Source organism: Paenibacillus sp. NPDC055715, assembly GCF_053617595.1.
In genome coordinates, this window is record NZ_JBSHGA010000005.1 from 74074 (window position 1) to 90150 (window position 16077).

Sequence of the window (16077 nt, forward strand, 5' to 3'; positions counted from 1 at the left end):
GAAACTCAACAAAAAACTGCTTTTCATCCCTAGCTATGTTTAGGGAGAAAGCAGTTTTTTTGTAATCGGTCAATGATTTTAGCCGGTAAAGCGAATGAACTATATTTTTAGCTAAAATTCGACAAAACTAGTTCTTTGGCACGTATATTTCTGTTATGATGGGATATATTCGCAACTTTTGGTGTGGAATAACGTCTAAAAGGTTGTCTGATATTACATAAGCGCGTATATCAGTTCGCCGCACCGGAGCATGTGGCAAAAAAATTATGAATGGAAGGGTGACGAATGAAGAAATTTGGTTTTTTGTTATTATTATTTGTCTTCATGTGGGCGATTCCGGGTTATGGACATGCGGCTTCGAGTGAAACACAAATCTATCTTGACGATCAACAGTTAAGTGTCCCGAGCGGTGCTAAGGCACAAGTGATTAGTGGAAATACGATGGTTCCGCTACGCGTAATTTCTGAAAATTTAGGTTATGACGTGACATGGAAGCAGCAGGCGCGAACCATAACGATTGAGAAGGACAGTACCTCGATCCGAATGATAATCGGAAGCAAGACGGCGACTGTCAATGGAAGCGACATTAGTCTGGATGCTTCGCCTCTGCTGCGTTCCAATTATGCCCTTGTACCGCTTCGCTTTATCGGCGAGCAAATGGGACTGGACGTAAAATGGGACAGTAGCTCCAAGTCCGTAAAATTATATACCCGCAGTAGCGGGTCGGGAAACGGAGAATTTACTCCTTCTAAATCCGGGAATAGCAGCACAGGTACAGGAAGTGTAACTGTACCAATGAATAATGCCAGCTCAGGTGTAATGCAGGTACAGGGAATCAGTTTCAGCCAAAACCGCTTAACCATTACGACTACGGGTGCAGTGAAGCCAAAAGCATTTACAATGACGGCCCCTGACCGGGTAGTTGTGGATTTGCCGGCTACTGCGTTTGCTGACAACTTCGGGGCTCAGCAAAAGCTGGACAGCAATTTGAATGGTTCACTGGATATTCAGGATGAAACGGATGTATCCGGTATCCGTTATGCTTTATTCCAAAAGGAACCTTCAACGGTTCGCGTTGTGATTGATCTGAAGCATGCCATGAATTATACCACATACAATGATGGCTCAAATCGTGTTAACGTCGATCTGGCATCGAAGGATTCAGTGAATACAACATCTGATGCTACCTTGCCAAATGGTTCACAGCCGGATGATACACAGACCTCACCAGTTAACAGTAATGGCAAAAAAGTCGTTGTAATTGATGCAGGTCATGGAGCAAAAGATTCCGGAGCCGTTGGGGCTTCAAGAAAAAATTACGAGAAGACCTTCAACCTGGCGATGGCTCTGAAAGTAGAAAGTATTTTGAAGCAGAACCCTAAACTCGAGGTTGTGTTAACACGCAGCGATGATACGTTTTTGGAGCTTAAACAGCGTGTAAAAGTGGCTGAAAATCTCAATGCCAACGTATTCGTGTCCATTCACGCCAACAGCAGCGGCAGCTCTGCTTCCAACGGTACAGAGACGTATTACCAACGTAGTGCAAGCAAAGCGTTGGCCAACGTCATGCATAAGTACTTTGCTCCAGCGACAGGTTTGACAGACCGGGGCATTCGTTATGGCAATTTCCATGTCATTCGGGAAACGACGATGCCTGCTGTTTTGCTTGAGGTAGGATATCTCAGTAATGCGAAAGAGGAAGCCACACTGTTTGATGGAGATTTCCAAAACCGGGTAGCTCAAGGGATTGCAGATGGCATCACAGAGTACCTTGGTGTAAAATAAATCTTCAACAAATCGCTTGCCTACGCCAAACAAGGGGGGGACATATGAACAAGAAAATCGTAATCGCAGGTCTGCTGGCAATGTTTGCTATTGCAAGTGCAGGCTGCGCCTCCAAGCAGACAGCCGCTCCTGCGGCTCCATCTCAGGAAACAAAAACGTCTGCGGCGCAAAATAGTACACCAGAACAAACGGCCCCTGATGCATCGACTAAGTCTGCTAAAAATAACGGAGCGAGTCAGACACCTGCATCCTCGTCAACCGGGCCTACAAATACCAAGACGGATACGGTAAAATCAGGAGACCGCCAAACTCAGCAGATCACGGTGTACTATACGGATACACAAGAGACAGGCTTGAAGGAGCAGAAAAAAGAAATTACCTACCCAAGCGAGCTGGAAAAATTCCAAAAGGCGTTTGAAGCTCTGCAAAAGAGTGGGGATTCTGTTCTGATACCGTTATGGTCCGAGAAAATTTCCGTGCACAAGATCAAATTGGACAACGGAGCATTGACCTTTGATATTTCCTTGCCGGATGAGGCTCGTCTGGGTGCTGGCGGCGAGGAATTGGCTATCGACGCTTTGAAGAAAACGATGTTCCAGTTCAAGGAAGTCAAAACGCTGGATTTGCTCGTAGATGGTCAATCCCTGGAATCCTTAATGGGACATGTAGACCTGGATCATCCTATGACACGTTAACAGATCAGACTGTATGAAAATTTCTTGGAAATTACACACTTTTTACGTGCAATCTGTGATAGTTAATGATAATATAGGAGTGTATTTCTCGCCTATGCAGGCAGTCATGCACAAATAGTATTCGTTTCTTTCCGGATGATTATTTAGAGTGACCGTCTTGATGCGGGCTATCCCGTATCAAGACGTTTTTTTTGGTGGTAGGAGGTAGGATTCCGTGAATGCAGCAACCGCACGTCATATATTGGACACCATCGGTACAATGTTTCCGGATGCTCATTGTGAGTTGAACCATGACAATGCTTTTGAATTAACGATTGCTGTGTTATTGTCCGCTCAATGCTCCGATCAGATGGTGAATAAAGTAACGGCAGACCTGTTTCAAAAATACAAGACACCCGAGGATTATTTGGCTGTTCCCATTGAAGAGCTGGAGCAGGATATCCGCAGAATCGGCTTGTACCGGAACAAGGCTAAGCATATTCATAACCTGTGCCGTATATTGATAGACCAGTACGGGGGAGAAATACCATCTGAGCATGATGAGTTGGTCAAGCTTCCCGGTGTTGGACGCAAGACGGCTAATGTCGTTGTGTCCACCGCTTTTAATGTACCAGCCATTGCGGTAGATACGCATGTAGAGCGTGTCTCCAAACGACTGGGCTTTGCGGGATGGGACGACTCAGTGCTAGAGGTGGAAAAAAAGCTGATGAAAAGGGTACCTAGGGACGAATGGTCCTTGACCCATCACAGACTCATTTTTTTCGGCCGCTATCACTGCAAAGCACAAAATCCTCAATGTCAGGTATGTCCGTTGCTCGATGTATGCAGGGAAGGCAAGAAACGTATGAAAACGTCCCGGATCAGGAAAGATAAGGAACGTTGAGCTTAAAGACCCGACAGAGATTACTGAGGGTTTAACCATTTAAGTGTAGAAAAGGATGAAGAGTATGAAATGTATTTCGGTATATACAGACAATTTTGAGGATTTTTCCGATATTTTTGAGCAAATCGTAACATCGGAGTTTACTGAAAATGAAGAGCGCGAGCTTGAAGGAATCACGGTCAGCCATTCTGGTGATGTACCTGAGCATTATCTGGAGCGTATGTCTCAGAAGCCAGAAGTAGTCGTAATGAGGGACAAATCCCGCGGAATTACGATTTTACAGCATGGTCAAGTCTTTGAAATTTTGCTGCCAGTGCTTGAGGCGGCAACAAATTAAGTTCAATTAGCGGACATGCTTGCATGTTCGCTGTAGGCGGCCCGGCTGGTCTAACCAGCCTGAGCGCGCATGGTGTGTAACTTACAGAGGAGTTATTCTTAAATGAGCATTTATGATTATTCAGCCGTTGCAATGAACGGCAAGGAAATCTCCCTTAGTGATTTTAAAGATAAAGTGGTGTTGATTGTAAATACGGCCAGCCAATGTGGGTTTACATTTCAATATCAGGATTTGCAGCGTCTGTACGATCACTATAAGGATAAAGGTTTGGTGATTCTCGGCTTTCCGTGTAATCAGTTTGCCGATCAGGAGCCGGATTCCAATGACAGTGTGCATACATTTTGTACCCTGAATTATGGTGTCTCGTTCCCCATGTTCCAAAAGGTGGATGTACGTGATAAGCGGGCTCACCCGTTGTTTACATATCTTTCCTCGTCGTTGCCCTTTGAGGGCTTTAATGAAACGCATTCGGTTGCCAAAATACTTATTCCTTTAATTCATGAGCGTCATCCTGAATACTTAGCAGGAGATTCGATCAAATGGAATTTTACAAAATTCCTGATGGATCGGAACGGGAAAGTGGTCAAACGCTTTGAGGCAACGACGGATCCTCTGGATATGGAAGAGGATATTGAAGCTTTGCTGTAAGATCAGTTTTGGACAGAATGAGATGAACTTATGGGTACTATGGATAAAAAGGCGGTTTTCCAAAGTCATGTACATGGCGAGGAGCGCCTTTTTTTAACATCTTTTTTAATTGTGATGATTCTCACAGCGCCTAAGTAATGCTACAATAAAGCTATTTGAGGCAGCTAAGGGACAAGGAGTGGAAATATAACTTATGATGAAAACGATTACAGAGAATGCTCGGGAAGAAATGAACACGATAGAACAGCTACGGGATTTTTTGCGTACAGCCGGGGATGAGGAAGGAGCAAAAGCTGTAGCTGACCTGCTGGAGAAGGCGGATGCAGAGGAACTGACCATTGCATTTTGCGGGCATTTTTCCGCTGGGAAATCGAGCTTGATCAACAGTCTGTGCGGCAAAACAGTGCTGCCATCCGGGCCGGTTCCTACCAGTGCTAATGTGGTGTCCATCCGCAACGGACGTTCGAGAGCACTAATTCACCCGGCCAATACTTCAGAAAATCCGGAGCCGGAGGTGCTGGAAGCCTCTCTGTATGAGCTGGATGAATATTGTAAAAATGGCGGAGCTTACGAATCGGTTCAGGTATGGGAGGATGTCCCGATGTTAGTTGGTGGAGGGGTATTGTTGGATACACCTGGTGTCGATTCTACGGACCACGGTCATGCACTGGCGACACATTCAGCCTTACACTGGGCGGATATTGTTTTTTATGTGATGGATTATAACCATGTTCAATCGGAAAATAATTTGTCCTTTGCCAAAAGTCTGTCGGATTGGGGCAAGCCGTTATATTTGATTATTAACCAAATAGATAAGCATCGAGAGCGAGAGCTTTCATTTACACGTTATCGTAGTGAGGTGGAGGCCAGCTTTCATGCTTGGCAGGTTAATTACACGGATATACTGTTCACCTCCTTGAAAGAGCAAAACCATCCTTGGAACCAATGGGAAGAGCTGCCGTTGCTTATTAAAGCACTGTTGGAGCGAAAAACAGAGCTATTGTCGTACAGTTTGGTTTCCTCCATGCGCCATTTGGCGGATCAACATGTGGAGGTTGTACAGGCTGCCGAGGAAGAGGAACTGAACAAGTTGCTGGAAGAGGCAGGCGGGGAGGAAGCAATTTCGCGTCTGGATATGGAGATGGAAGTTCTGCAGCAAGAGGATAAACACTGGCAGATGCTACCGGAGCAGGAGCATAAACGGCTGCGGCAAGAGCTGGATCATGTACTGGAACATGCCTATTTGACACCTGCAAAGCTGCGTGAGGCGGCGGGCGAATATTTAGAGAGTCGCAAGCCGGGCTTCAGGGCTGGGCTATGGTTTGCCGGCGGGAAGACGGAGCGGGAGAAGGAAAATCGTTTGGAACGACTGACAAGTATGCTGGCTGATCAGGTAGAGGGTCAGTTGCTCCCCCATGTGCGAGAGTTGCTGCGTTCCTGGGGGGATGAGCATGGTTTGTGGTCGGCTGCGATGGAGCAGGAGCTGGACGAAATTCGCCCTGTGACGGATCGGAGACTGATTGAGCAGACGGTGAAGGAAACAGCGTTGTCGCCGGAGTATACGCTGAACTATTGTAAGGATCTGCGCAGCGCCGTCACGGCAGATTGCCGCCGTAATGCCCTGGCGCTGGCAGACCGCCTGCTGGCGCAGCTAGCTGTGCAGGCTGAAGCACGTCGCGCGGCTCTTGCGTCCGCGCGCACCGAGCTGCTGGCGCAGGCGGACGCGGCGGGCCGCTATCGCGCCCGCCTAAGCGCCTCGGCTGCGCACGCCACCGCGCTGCGCAGCTTGCTGCCGCGGGCCGCCGCATTCGGTGCGCTGCCCCGCGCGGCAGCACCTACGCCTGCGGCGGAAACCGCCGCTACGGCCTCGATGGCTTCGGCCGAGCCAGCGGTCGCTGCGCGTACCGTCGCCGCTGGCGCACACGCTGCATCGGCGCAGCCGCTTGCGGGCACGGCGGCAGCACAGCCCGCCGCCGGAGGCCGCCGCACGCGGCTGGATGCAGCAGCGTCCCGGTTGGAGGCCGCCGCTGCATTGGTGAGCCCGTACCCTGCCATGCAGGCGGCGGCACGGGATTTACGCGCTCGCGCCGCTGCGCTGGAGGGCGGGCGGTTCACGCTGGCGCTGTTCGGAGCGTTCAGCGCCGGGAAGTCCAGCTTCGCCAACGCCTTGCTGGGCGAAGCAGTGTTGCCCGTATCGCCGCATCCGACGACAGCGGCGATTAACCGGATTATGGCGCCCGCAAGCAAGGAGCGCCATGCCACCGCCGACGTCCATATGAAATCAGTGCACGCTTTGCGGGAAGATCTTAAATACTCGTTCCGGCTGCTAGGACTGGGAGAACCGGGTGCAGAGGGATGGCAGGATACCGTACATGCGTTGTCCCCGGAAGGCATTCACCCTGCCGGACGGCCCCATTTCAGCTTTTTGAAGGCTGCCGCAGCTGGATGGGAAGAAGCTGAAAGTTTGCTGGGCCAGCAGCTTCAAGTAAATCTGGAGCAATATCGTGATTTTGTCGCGTCTGAGCATAAGTCATGCTTTGTGGAGCATATTGACCTTTATTATGACTGCCCTCTGACCCGTCAGGGGATCGTGCTTGTGGATACGCCTGGAGCGGATTCAGTAAATGCGCGTCACACAGGCGTGACCTTCAATTATATGAAGCATGCGGACGCTCTTGTATTTGTCACGTACTATAATCATGCATTTACCCAGGGAGACCGTCAATTTTTGAACCAATTGGGCCGCGTGAAAGAGACGTTGGCGCTGGATCAGACCTTTTTTATCGTCAATGCAGCCGACCTAGCTTCGTCCGAAGAAGAGCTACAATCCGTGACTAGGCATGTGCAGGAGCAACTGCAAGCGAACGGGATTCGTAAGCCGCATATTTATCCGCTGTCTAGTATGCTGGCGCTAGAAGCAGCCGAGCAGGGAGAGGCTTCGCTGCGTGCAGTTTCACGTTTTGATGCGTTTGAAAATGATTTCTCAGCATTCGCAGCCGAAGAGCTGGCCGGATTATCCATTGCGTCCGCCATGCAGGAACTGGGGCGCCTGCGGAGCCGGATAGAGCAACACGCCGCCGATGCTAGATATAGCGTGGAGGAACGCGAAGGGCGGTTGGAGCGATTAACCCATATCCGCGAGGAACTGGAGCAAACGCTCCTGAGCCTGTCTGATAGCAGTGGTGCATCCGTGTTGTCTGGGGAAACCGATGAACTGCTGTTTCACGTACGTCAACGGCTGGCTTATCGGACTGGAGAGTTTATGGCGGAGGCGTTTCATCCGTCTGTCCTGCGGGAAGGCATGGGCGATCTTCGCTCAGCCTTTGCATCCTGTGGCCGTGAGCTGATGCGTCTGATCGAACTGGAACTGTCACAGGAATTGCTGGCAACCACGCTGAGGCTGGAAAAAACGGGACAAAGCCTGGTACGCAAGGTTATACAGCGGTGCGTAGAGGACGTGAACCATCAGTTGGAAGGACTGGATTGCACGATTCCTGAACCCGGAGAATGGGCTGTTCCCGAACTGATTGAAATTTCCTTGCAGGAGACCGTCCAGTGGAAGGAATATTGGAACAGTTTTAAAAATCCAAAGCTATTTTTTGAAGGAGCTGGCCGTGCAGGTCTGCAAACCAAACTGGAGTCGGTACTACGCGAGCGAATCGGGGAAGCTGTAGAGCAACAGCGAGACCGAATGTCCTCTTTTTACATTACGCAGGTACAGGAAGAACAAATGTGGCAGACGGCTCAGCTTCGGGAGCAGATGCTGGAGACGATTCGTGGTATGGAGCATGCACTTGCGGGTGGTGAACAGCCACAGGTTTGGGAAGAGCTTGCTAATCGGGTCGCTGCTTTGGAGAAGGAAGAATCGCTAACGTAATTCTTTCCACACATAGCCTAAGTTCATTTTTTCAAATACCCTAATCAGCCATCGAATAAAATTCCATCCATAGATTGCGGGCTACAGCCGCTTCATGGATCGTTTCAATTCCTTGTAATTTCTTAAGGATATAAATATGTACACAAGTATATCTTTCATCAGGACACCGGGTTGCAGGACAACCCGGTGTTTTATGCATGCTCTGCAAAGAAAGCAATACTGAGCAATTAGCCATATTCAATGATAAGAAAGAGATTTAATTTGTCTAACTACCCGCCAATTGCGAACCTTCCAATAGCACTTCAAGTGCTTTTGGAAGGCAGAACCTCTCTCATGGTTGTTCACCGTTTGTCCACCATTCGGAATGCCGATCATATCGTCGTGCTGGATCATGGTCAGATCCAAGAAGTGGGAATCATGAATAATTGATGAAAAAACATGGAATTTATCGGAAGCTGGTGGAAGCACGGTTCAGAATTTTGTAAAAAAAAGATCAAAAAATCGCGATTTTTGTAAATTTAAATGCGGAGCGCTATTGCATTCTTGGAGCTAAACCCTGAAAATAAGGATGAAATGAGATCAGAGCAATATTGTCAGAGGGGAAGAATTCAAGATGTGGGGTGCTCCTTTTTCTGCCGGGGCTAAAAAGATGCTGCTGCTGGGTAGCGGCGAATTGGGAAAAGAAGTAATTATTGAAGCTCAGCGGCTTGGCGTGGAATGTATTGCTGTAGACCGTTATGAACTGGCTCCAGCAATGCAGGTGGCCCATCGTTCTCATTGTTTGGATATGCAGGATGCTGAGGCGTTGAAAGCACTGATTCGCAAGGAAAAGCCCGACATAATTGTACCTGAAATCGAAGCTATTGCTACGGGTGCTTTGGAAGAATTGGAGCAAGAGGGATTTCACGTAGTTCCAACGGCCCGGGCCGCCCGTCTTACGATGGACCGGGAGGGCATTCGCAAGCTTGCTGCCGAGAAGCTGCAACTTCCGACCGCCGCCTACCGCTTTGCAGATCATTTTGAGCAGTTGCGGTCAGCGGTTCATGAGTTGGGCACGCCATGCGTGGTCAAACCCTTGATGAGTTCGTCGGGTAAAGGGCAATCTGTATGTCGGACACCCGAAGATGCGGAATCCTGCTGGAATACGGCGCTGGAAGGCGCACGTGCCAAAACAGCACGTGTCATTGTTGAAGCTTTTGTTCCGTTTGAAAGTGAAATTACGTTGTTGACCGTCAGATCGGTGTCGGGTACGACTTTTTGCCCACCGATTGGCCATATTCAGAAGGATGGGGATTATGTCGAATCTTGGCAGCCTCATGGCATGACGGACAAGCAGCTCTCAGACGCGGAGGACATTGCCCGTACGATTACGGATGAACTGGGTGGTTACGGATTGTTTGGCGTGGAGCTGTTTTTAACGGCTGATGGCGTCGTATTCAGTGAAGTATCCCCCCGTCCGCATGATACGGGAATGGTAACGATGATTACGCAGGATTTATCGGAATTTGCGCTTCATGTGCGGGCCATTCTCGGATTTCCGATACCGTCGGTCACGCTGCTAACCCCTGGGGCTTCGGCTACCTTGAAGGCAGAACGGGCTACACGGGATTTTGTAATCGGTGGTCTGCATGATGCATTATTGCTACCCCGGACACAGGTGCGAGTGTTCGGGAAGCCTGAAACCAAGCCGGGACGCCGGATAGCTGTGGCGCTTAGCGCTGCGGGAGATGTGGAAACAGCACGGAAGACGGCCAAAGAAGCTGCCAATATGCTGAAAGTGGAGGTAAATCATGTCTAACAATGTGATGATTCCAGTACTGACAATTCGTTCCGTAGATTTTGACGATTGCGAAGCCGTAACAGGACTGCTAAGAGAAGTCGGTTATCCGATGACTTGTGGTGTGATGAAAGAAGTTATGGGAACTACGCAGGAGGACTGTCAAGCGAATATGATGGTCGCAGAAATGGATGGTCGTGTTGTCGGCGTAATCGGCATGCATACGGCTCAAAGCCTGGCTTATCCTGATCCTGCCGTACAAATCACCATGCTGGTCGTGAGCAAGGAGTATCGCGGCGAGGGCATCGGCAAGCGCCTGGTGGCATGTGGTGAGGAGTGGGGACATGCGCAAGGAAGTCTCCATTTGTTCATTACCGGAGCGAATAACCGTATCAAACAAGTAGAGGCTCATGCATTCTACAACCGAATCGGCTTTGAAAAGCAAGGCTACCGTTTCAGCAAAAAGCTTAAATAATAGTCCTGTACAAGCCCGGATTATATCCAGAGCCTCATTACCCATAGATCAGTCCCGTCTAGGCTATTGCCGAGCGGGGCTCTTTTTTGTGCGCCATGCATGGCGCGTAACTAGGCGGTGAAAGTCCGATATGGGGGCTGACAGTTGCCAACCATTAGCCAAGAGCAAGGGTGCCCGCCGTGAGGCGGAATCTAAAGGAAGCTGGCGGCAAAATTCCGACCTGAGGAACACGAACCGCACCAGGCATCCAAAGTGGGATAAGCCTGCAAAACAGGCAAAATCCAATAAACTGTCCAGACAACATGGGGATATGCGAACACAAGAAAAGGCTACTGGAGAATATCCAATAGCCCCATCCTCTCGAAATCCCTCAGAAACAGTATCCTTAAAGACCACGGATTCTTATCCATTTCGGATTCAAAACGTAAACTTAGGAACCGCCGTATACCGAACCGTACGTACGGCGGTGTGTCAGCCAATGGGTAACCTTCCACCCGATTTCCAAATTTTATACCATTGATCCTGTTATGAAACATGATATACTGCTAGAGTAAAGATTACAAAGTTGTAACCAGGAACGTTCACAGCAAGACATTATACAACAAGGAGATGACGAAATGAAGAATATGTTGAAAAAAACACTGGTGATGGGAAGTTTAACCGCTATGTTATCCGCAGGATTCATCGTTCCGGCATCAGCTTCACCAGCCGACGATTTGTCTGCCCAACTACAGCAATGGTTCCAAGATAACGGTTATACGGTAAATACCTCTAACGGAACGACTACGGTTACAAAGACCGTCATTCAGGATTTGTCAGGACAGGATCAAGCGAAAACAAAGACAACGAATCCTTGTTCCGACAAGCAAGTGGCAAAGCCGGCTAACTCAAAGGGTTCACAGCCTGCTACCAGCAAACTGTCGAAAGCTCAAAATACGAATTCAGGAGCAGGTCAGTCCGCCGGGTCGAATGCACAACTCAGTAAGTCTCAATTTGCAGCAGAAGTAGTAAAGCTGGTGAATAACGAGCGTAGCCAAAAAGGTTTGAGCCCACTCGCTTCTAACGCGAAGCTTACCGAAGTGGCCTTGGCCAAGGCAAAGGATATGAGTACAAACAATTACTTTTCCCATACATCTCCGACTTACGGCTCACCGTTTGATATGATGAAGAAATTCGGCGTAACTTATACGTATGCGGGTGAAAATATTGCGATGGGACAACAAACACCGCAAGAAGTTATGAAAGCCTGGATGAACAGTCAGGGACACCGTGAAAATATTTTGAAGGCAGAATATACACAAATCGGTGTAGCTTACTACAATGGATATTGGGTACAGGAATTTACACGTAACTAAAAGTCGATAATAAAAAGTGCTTCAAACGTCATTATATTTCTCGTGTATACCATTATGCTGACGATTTAAAGCTAAATTTAAGGGCCTGCTGACACGTTCAGCGGGCTTTTTACGTTGTTTTCCCTTCTAATAATGCTCTTAACTATTACTTTTGCTTATATGCAAGAACAGGCATAATTGCTGCAAGTATAGTATGATGACACCAAGCTATATTGATAACTAATAACTTATGGGAAAGTCAGGTGAACGAATGAGCTACGAAATTGTGCATGAAGGTGCTTTTGCTATGCTCAAGGTGCAGATGAACCCCGGAGAAACGATTAAAGCGGAGATGGGAGCTATGGTTTCTATGTCTTCGAGCGTGGACATAAAGGGGACTGTGGATGGTGGATTATTGCGCGGTTTAGGCCGGATGCTGAGCGGGGAGAAATTCTTTTTTCAGGAGCTGAGAGCATCTCGGGGGCCAGCTGAAGTGTTGCTTGCTCCCGCAAGTATAGGCGATGTACAAGCAGTGGAATTGGACGGTACGTATAGACTTTTGGTGCAAAAGGATGGCTTCTTGGCGTGTACGGAAGGCATTGAAGTCAGCACCAAAATGCAGAATCTGATGAAAGGATTGTTCTCGGGCGAAGGTTTTTTTATCGTTGAAATCAGCGGTCGCGGAACAGTGTTTTTGTCCTCTTACGGAGCCATTCATCCGATTTATGTTGCACCCGGAGAGGAGCGTATTATTGATAACGCTCATCTGGTGGCATGGCCGGACTATATGGATTACAAAATTGAAAAAGCGTCCAAAGGCTGGTTATCCAGTGTAACGAGCGGAGAAGCACTTGTATGCCGTTTTCGCGGCGAGGGGACGGTATTGATCCAAAGCCGAAATCCAGGCAGCTTCGGACAATGGATTAAAAGTTTTATACCCGATAGCAAGTAGTTTTTCGTCTATGTAGAGGTTAAGGATGAGCTGTACGAACCAAAAAGGCGTAATAAAAAGGATGGCACATAGCCATCCTTTTTAACATGCTTATATAAAAAAACGTTGTAAAATAGTATACTCTTCACAAAAAGTTTCACACTTATTTCACTTTAAAGGGTATAACTTTCTGCTTTCTTTTCACATGTATGCTTCATAACACTCAGAACTGTTTATTTGCAAAATGATATGAGAAGCTTTATGTTTATTTCACCAAGTAATCAGGAGGGAACACGAGTGAATTCATCAAAATGGATCTGGCGGTCTGTCGGTTCCATGTCCATCGCCGCCACACTGCTATTATTGTACGGATTTATTGCCGCAGTACGAAGTATTACGGCTCCCGAGCCGCTCGTTAGCACCAAACCTGTAAATTCAGGTTCAACGCAGATACAAAATGCGCCATCCGCTGCAACTCAGACGGGGGAGTTTCGGGTAGCTGCCATTGGAGATTCGCTGGCGAAAGGAACCGGCGATGACTCAGGCAGCGGTTTTGTACGACGGTCGGTGACCTTGTTAAATGATCAGGAAGGCCATAAGGCTCAGCTCATTAACAATCTGGGCATTAACGGGCTGACGACTCAAGGACTTTTGACCAAACTGGATGAGCCAGGCGTGGCTTATGTGTTGAAAAAGGCTAACGTTATTATCGTGTCCATTGGCGGAAATGATTTGTTTCAGGGGGCACAAGCTGCCCAAACTGGCAAAGAGCCACCTACGCTTAACGGCTTGCGCAAAGCTCTGCCTGATGCAGCCAAGCGTTTGCAAAAAGTGCTGATAAAAGTCGGAAAAATCAATCCGAAGGCTAAAATTATATACGTTGGACTATATAATCCATTCAGTGACCTGCCGGAAATGAAAACTCCGGGAAATCTCGTCGTGACGGAATGGAATTTGGCTGCTATGGCGATTACCAATCAAAACAGTAATATGACGCTGATTCCAACCTTCGATTTATTTCAGCAAAATTTGCCGGTTTATCTATCCTCCGATCATTTTCATCCTAACGGACAGGGCTATCAGGCAATTGCTGAGCGTATCGCTCAAGGTTTTGCGGTAGCAGCGGCCAAGGAAGGCGACAATACAGGGGATGGACAACTGTCTACGAGCAGTCAACCCGCTGATGTGAAGAAGGGAAGGAACAAGTGATGGGCATCCAATCTGTTGACAAGACCGAGACCGATGTAGCAAAAGACTCGACAACCACGGATGGAGCTTCCGGCTATCATTCCGACAACCAGATCGGCAGTGCAGACGGAGGCAGAAGCGACAACGAAACGGTTCTCTCTGTTCAGCACGTCAAAAAGCGTATCGGACGCAAAGTGATCATTCATGATGTAACATTCGACGTACGTGCGGGTGAAATTTTTGGCTTTCTCGGTCCCAATGGGGCCGGAAAAACAACGACCATCCGTATGCTGGTCGATCTGATCAAGCCTACGGAGGGCACCATTACTGTATGTGGTCATAATGTGAACCGTGATCCAGAACAGGCTTTGCAGCATATCGGTTCTATTGTGGAAAATCCGGAGGTGTACAGTTACCTGACAGGATGGGAGAATCTGGAGCATTTTGCCCGGATGCAGCCTGGCGTGGATGAACAGCGTATTCGTGAAGTCGTGGAGCTAGTGCGGATGGATCGCCGTATTCATGATAAGGTAAGTACGTATTCTCTCGGGATGCGCCAGCGACTTGGTATTGCTCAGGCATTGCTTGGCAGACCCAAGTTGCTCATTCTGGATGAACCGACAAACGGATTGGATCCCCAGGGGATCAAGGAAATGAGAGCTTTTATCCGTCTGCTAGCGGCAGAGGGCATGGCTGTATTTGTTTCCAGTCATTTGCTTAGTGAAATCCAGTTGTTGTGTGATCGTGTGGCCATTATAAGTCGGGGAAAGGTGCTAGCTGTTGGTAGTGTGCGTGAACTGGTTGAGGCGCACTCGCACATGGCCGTATGGCAACTGGAGCCTCGTGATCAGGGTCTTGCCCTATTGCAAAAATCTCCGCATGTGCAAATGATTACGAATGCCGATGAATTAATGGATGACAGCATTGTTGCAGGCAGCGGAGCCGATGCTATTTTTACAGAAATGGATGAAGAGCATATTGCGGAGCTGGTCGTACAAATGACAGCTTCTGGCATTTCCGTTAAAGGTGTAACCAAAATCAACCCTACACTGGAGCAGCTATTCCTGAAAATGACGGAAGGTGAGATTCTTGAATAACATTTTACCGCTCGTACAAAATGAAACACTCAAAATCATCAAGAAGAAACGATTTTATGTTATTTTACTTGTCTTGCTTGTGCTTGTGCCGATTTTTACGTACGCTCAGATGAAAGTGGCGGAAAATAACCGCGAAAAATTCGGCAATGACTGGCGACTGGAGCTGCGTCAGGCCATTACTGATAACCAAAATTCGCTGGGCAGCGACCGGGTTCCGGAGGAATGGAAGACCTACAGGCGAGTATTTGTCCAACAAATGCAATATTATCTGGAAAATGACGTAAACCCGAATGAGCCAAGTGGTGTAACCTTTACCAGAGAGTTTATGGACAATTCCATTAATTTGTTCGTTCCATTGCTTATTATGGCTATTGCCTCCGATCTGGTTTCAGGAGAACGGACGACGGGTACCATAAAAATGCTGCTGACCCGTCCTGTCAGGCGGTGGAAGGTGCTGCTGAGCAAGTTGCTAACGCTGTATATGTTCGTTTCGCTCATCATTTTGGCTGTGTTTGTGATCAGTTATCTTATATCGGGCTTGTTTTTTGGCTTTCGCGGCTTTAATGTTCCGGTATTTACGGGCTTCCGAATTGTTGGATCGACGGTGGATATGTCGGCGGTACATGCGATTCCGCAATGGCACTATCTTATGCTACAGGCAGGGTTGATCTGGTTCGTCAGCCTCGTGGTGGCTTCGCTTGCCTTTATGGTTTCGGTGCTGGTACGTAGTACGGCAGCAAGCATTGTGGTGATGATGGCTGCGCTCATTTCGGGCACGATTTTAACGAACATGGCCTCATCTTGGCAGAGCGCTAAATATTTATTTATGGTTAACCTCGAATTGACCGATTATTTATCAGGAAAACCCGCCCCGATTGAGGGGATGACCTTGCCGTTTTCTTTAGCTGTACTAGGGATTTGGGGGGCTGCGGCGCTGATTGTTTCATTCGCTGTCTTTACGAAACGGGATATATTGAATTAAAATGGACAAGGTAAAAGAAAACATCTGTTTGCATTTTTTGGTGAAAATCATCAAGAATAAGGCAAAAC

General features: G+C 48.2%; 14 protein-coding genes. All 14 read left to right on the forward strand.

Annotation, left to right across the window (positions count from 1 at the left end; genetic code table 11):
* The first annotated feature begins 285 nt into the window (after positions 1-285).
* The 14 genes from ACWGOO_RS10585 (at position 286) to ACWGOO_RS10650 (ending at position 16009) form a co-directional block, all read left to right on the forward strand.
* A complete protein-coding gene (locus ACWGOO_RS10585) occupies positions 286-1785 on the forward strand; it encodes an N-acetylmuramoyl-L-alanine amidase (protein WP_452483135.1) in 1500 nt (499 codons plus the stop codon).
* A gap of 44 nt (positions 1786-1829) precedes the next feature.
* Complete coding sequence (locus ACWGOO_RS10590) at positions 1830-2480, forward strand: GerMN domain-containing protein (protein WP_452483137.1); 651 nt, start codon at positions 1830-1832, stop codon at positions 2478-2480.
* A 214-nt stretch (positions 2481-2694) separates the two neighbouring features.
* Positions 2695-3363, forward strand: a complete 669-nt coding sequence (gene nth, locus ACWGOO_RS10595) for an endonuclease III (protein ID WP_452483139.1) — start codon at positions 2695-2697, stop codon at positions 3361-3363.
* A 64-nt stretch (positions 3364-3427) separates the two neighbouring features.
* A complete protein-coding gene (locus tag ACWGOO_RS10600; RefSeq protein ID WP_452483141.1) occupies positions 3428-3700 on the forward strand; it encodes an NAD/NADP transhydrogenase alpha subunit in 273 nt (90 codons plus the stop codon).
* A gap of 102 nt (positions 3701-3802) precedes the next feature.
* The gene (locus ACWGOO_RS10605; protein ID WP_452483143.1) at positions 3803-4348 is read left to right on the forward strand and encodes a glutathione peroxidase; all 546 of its coding nucleotides are present in this window, start codon (positions 3803-3805) and stop codon (positions 4346-4348) included.
* 193 nt (positions 4349-4541) lie between these two features.
* The gene (locus ACWGOO_RS10610; protein ID WP_452483145.1) at positions 4542-8225 is read left to right on the forward strand and encodes a dynamin family protein; all 3684 of its coding nucleotides are present in this window, start codon (positions 4542-4544) and stop codon (positions 8223-8225) included.
* A 240-nt stretch (positions 8226-8465) separates the two neighbouring features.
* Complete coding sequence (locus tag ACWGOO_RS10615) at positions 8466-8654, forward strand: hypothetical protein (protein ID WP_452483529.1); 189 nt, start codon at positions 8466-8468, stop codon at positions 8652-8654.
* 184 nt (positions 8655-8838) lie between these two features.
* Positions 8839-10023, forward strand: a complete 1185-nt coding sequence (purT, locus tag ACWGOO_RS10620) for a formate-dependent phosphoribosylglycinamide formyltransferase (protein ID WP_452483147.1) — start codon at positions 8839-8841, stop codon at positions 10021-10023.
* Positions 10016-10477: a GNAT family N-acetyltransferase gene (locus tag ACWGOO_RS10625; RefSeq protein WP_452483149.1), complete on the forward strand. Its 462-nt coding sequence runs from the start codon at positions 10016-10018 to the stop codon at positions 10475-10477. Before purT ends, ACWGOO_RS10625 begins: the two co-directional genes overlap by 8 nt.
* 617 nt (positions 10478-11094) lie before the next feature.
* The gene (locus ACWGOO_RS10630) at positions 11095-11832 is read left to right on the forward strand and encodes a CAP domain-containing protein (protein WP_452483151.1); all 738 of its coding nucleotides are present in this window, start codon (positions 11095-11097) and stop codon (positions 11830-11832) included.
* 250 nt (positions 11833-12082) lie between these two features.
* Entirely contained in the window at positions 12083-12763 is a 681-nt protein-coding gene (locus ACWGOO_RS10635) for a TIGR00266 family protein (protein ID WP_452483510.1), read from the forward strand.
* A gap of 240 nt (positions 12764-13003) precedes the next feature.
* Positions 13004-13951, forward strand: coding sequence for a GDSL-type esterase/lipase family protein (locus tag ACWGOO_RS10640; protein ID WP_452483153.1), 948 nt, complete (start codon positions 13004-13006; stop codon positions 13949-13951).
* A complete protein-coding gene (locus ACWGOO_RS10645) occupies positions 13951-15027 on the forward strand; it encodes an ABC transporter ATP-binding protein (RefSeq protein ID WP_452483155.1) in 1077 nt (358 codons plus the stop codon). Before ACWGOO_RS10640 ends, ACWGOO_RS10645 begins: the two co-directional genes overlap by 1 nt.
* A complete protein-coding gene (locus ACWGOO_RS10650; RefSeq protein WP_452483157.1) occupies positions 15020-16009 on the forward strand; it encodes an ABC transporter permease in 990 nt (329 codons plus the stop codon). Before ACWGOO_RS10645 ends, ACWGOO_RS10650 begins: the two co-directional genes overlap by 8 nt.
* The last annotated feature ends 68 nt before the right edge of the window (positions 16010-16077 follow it).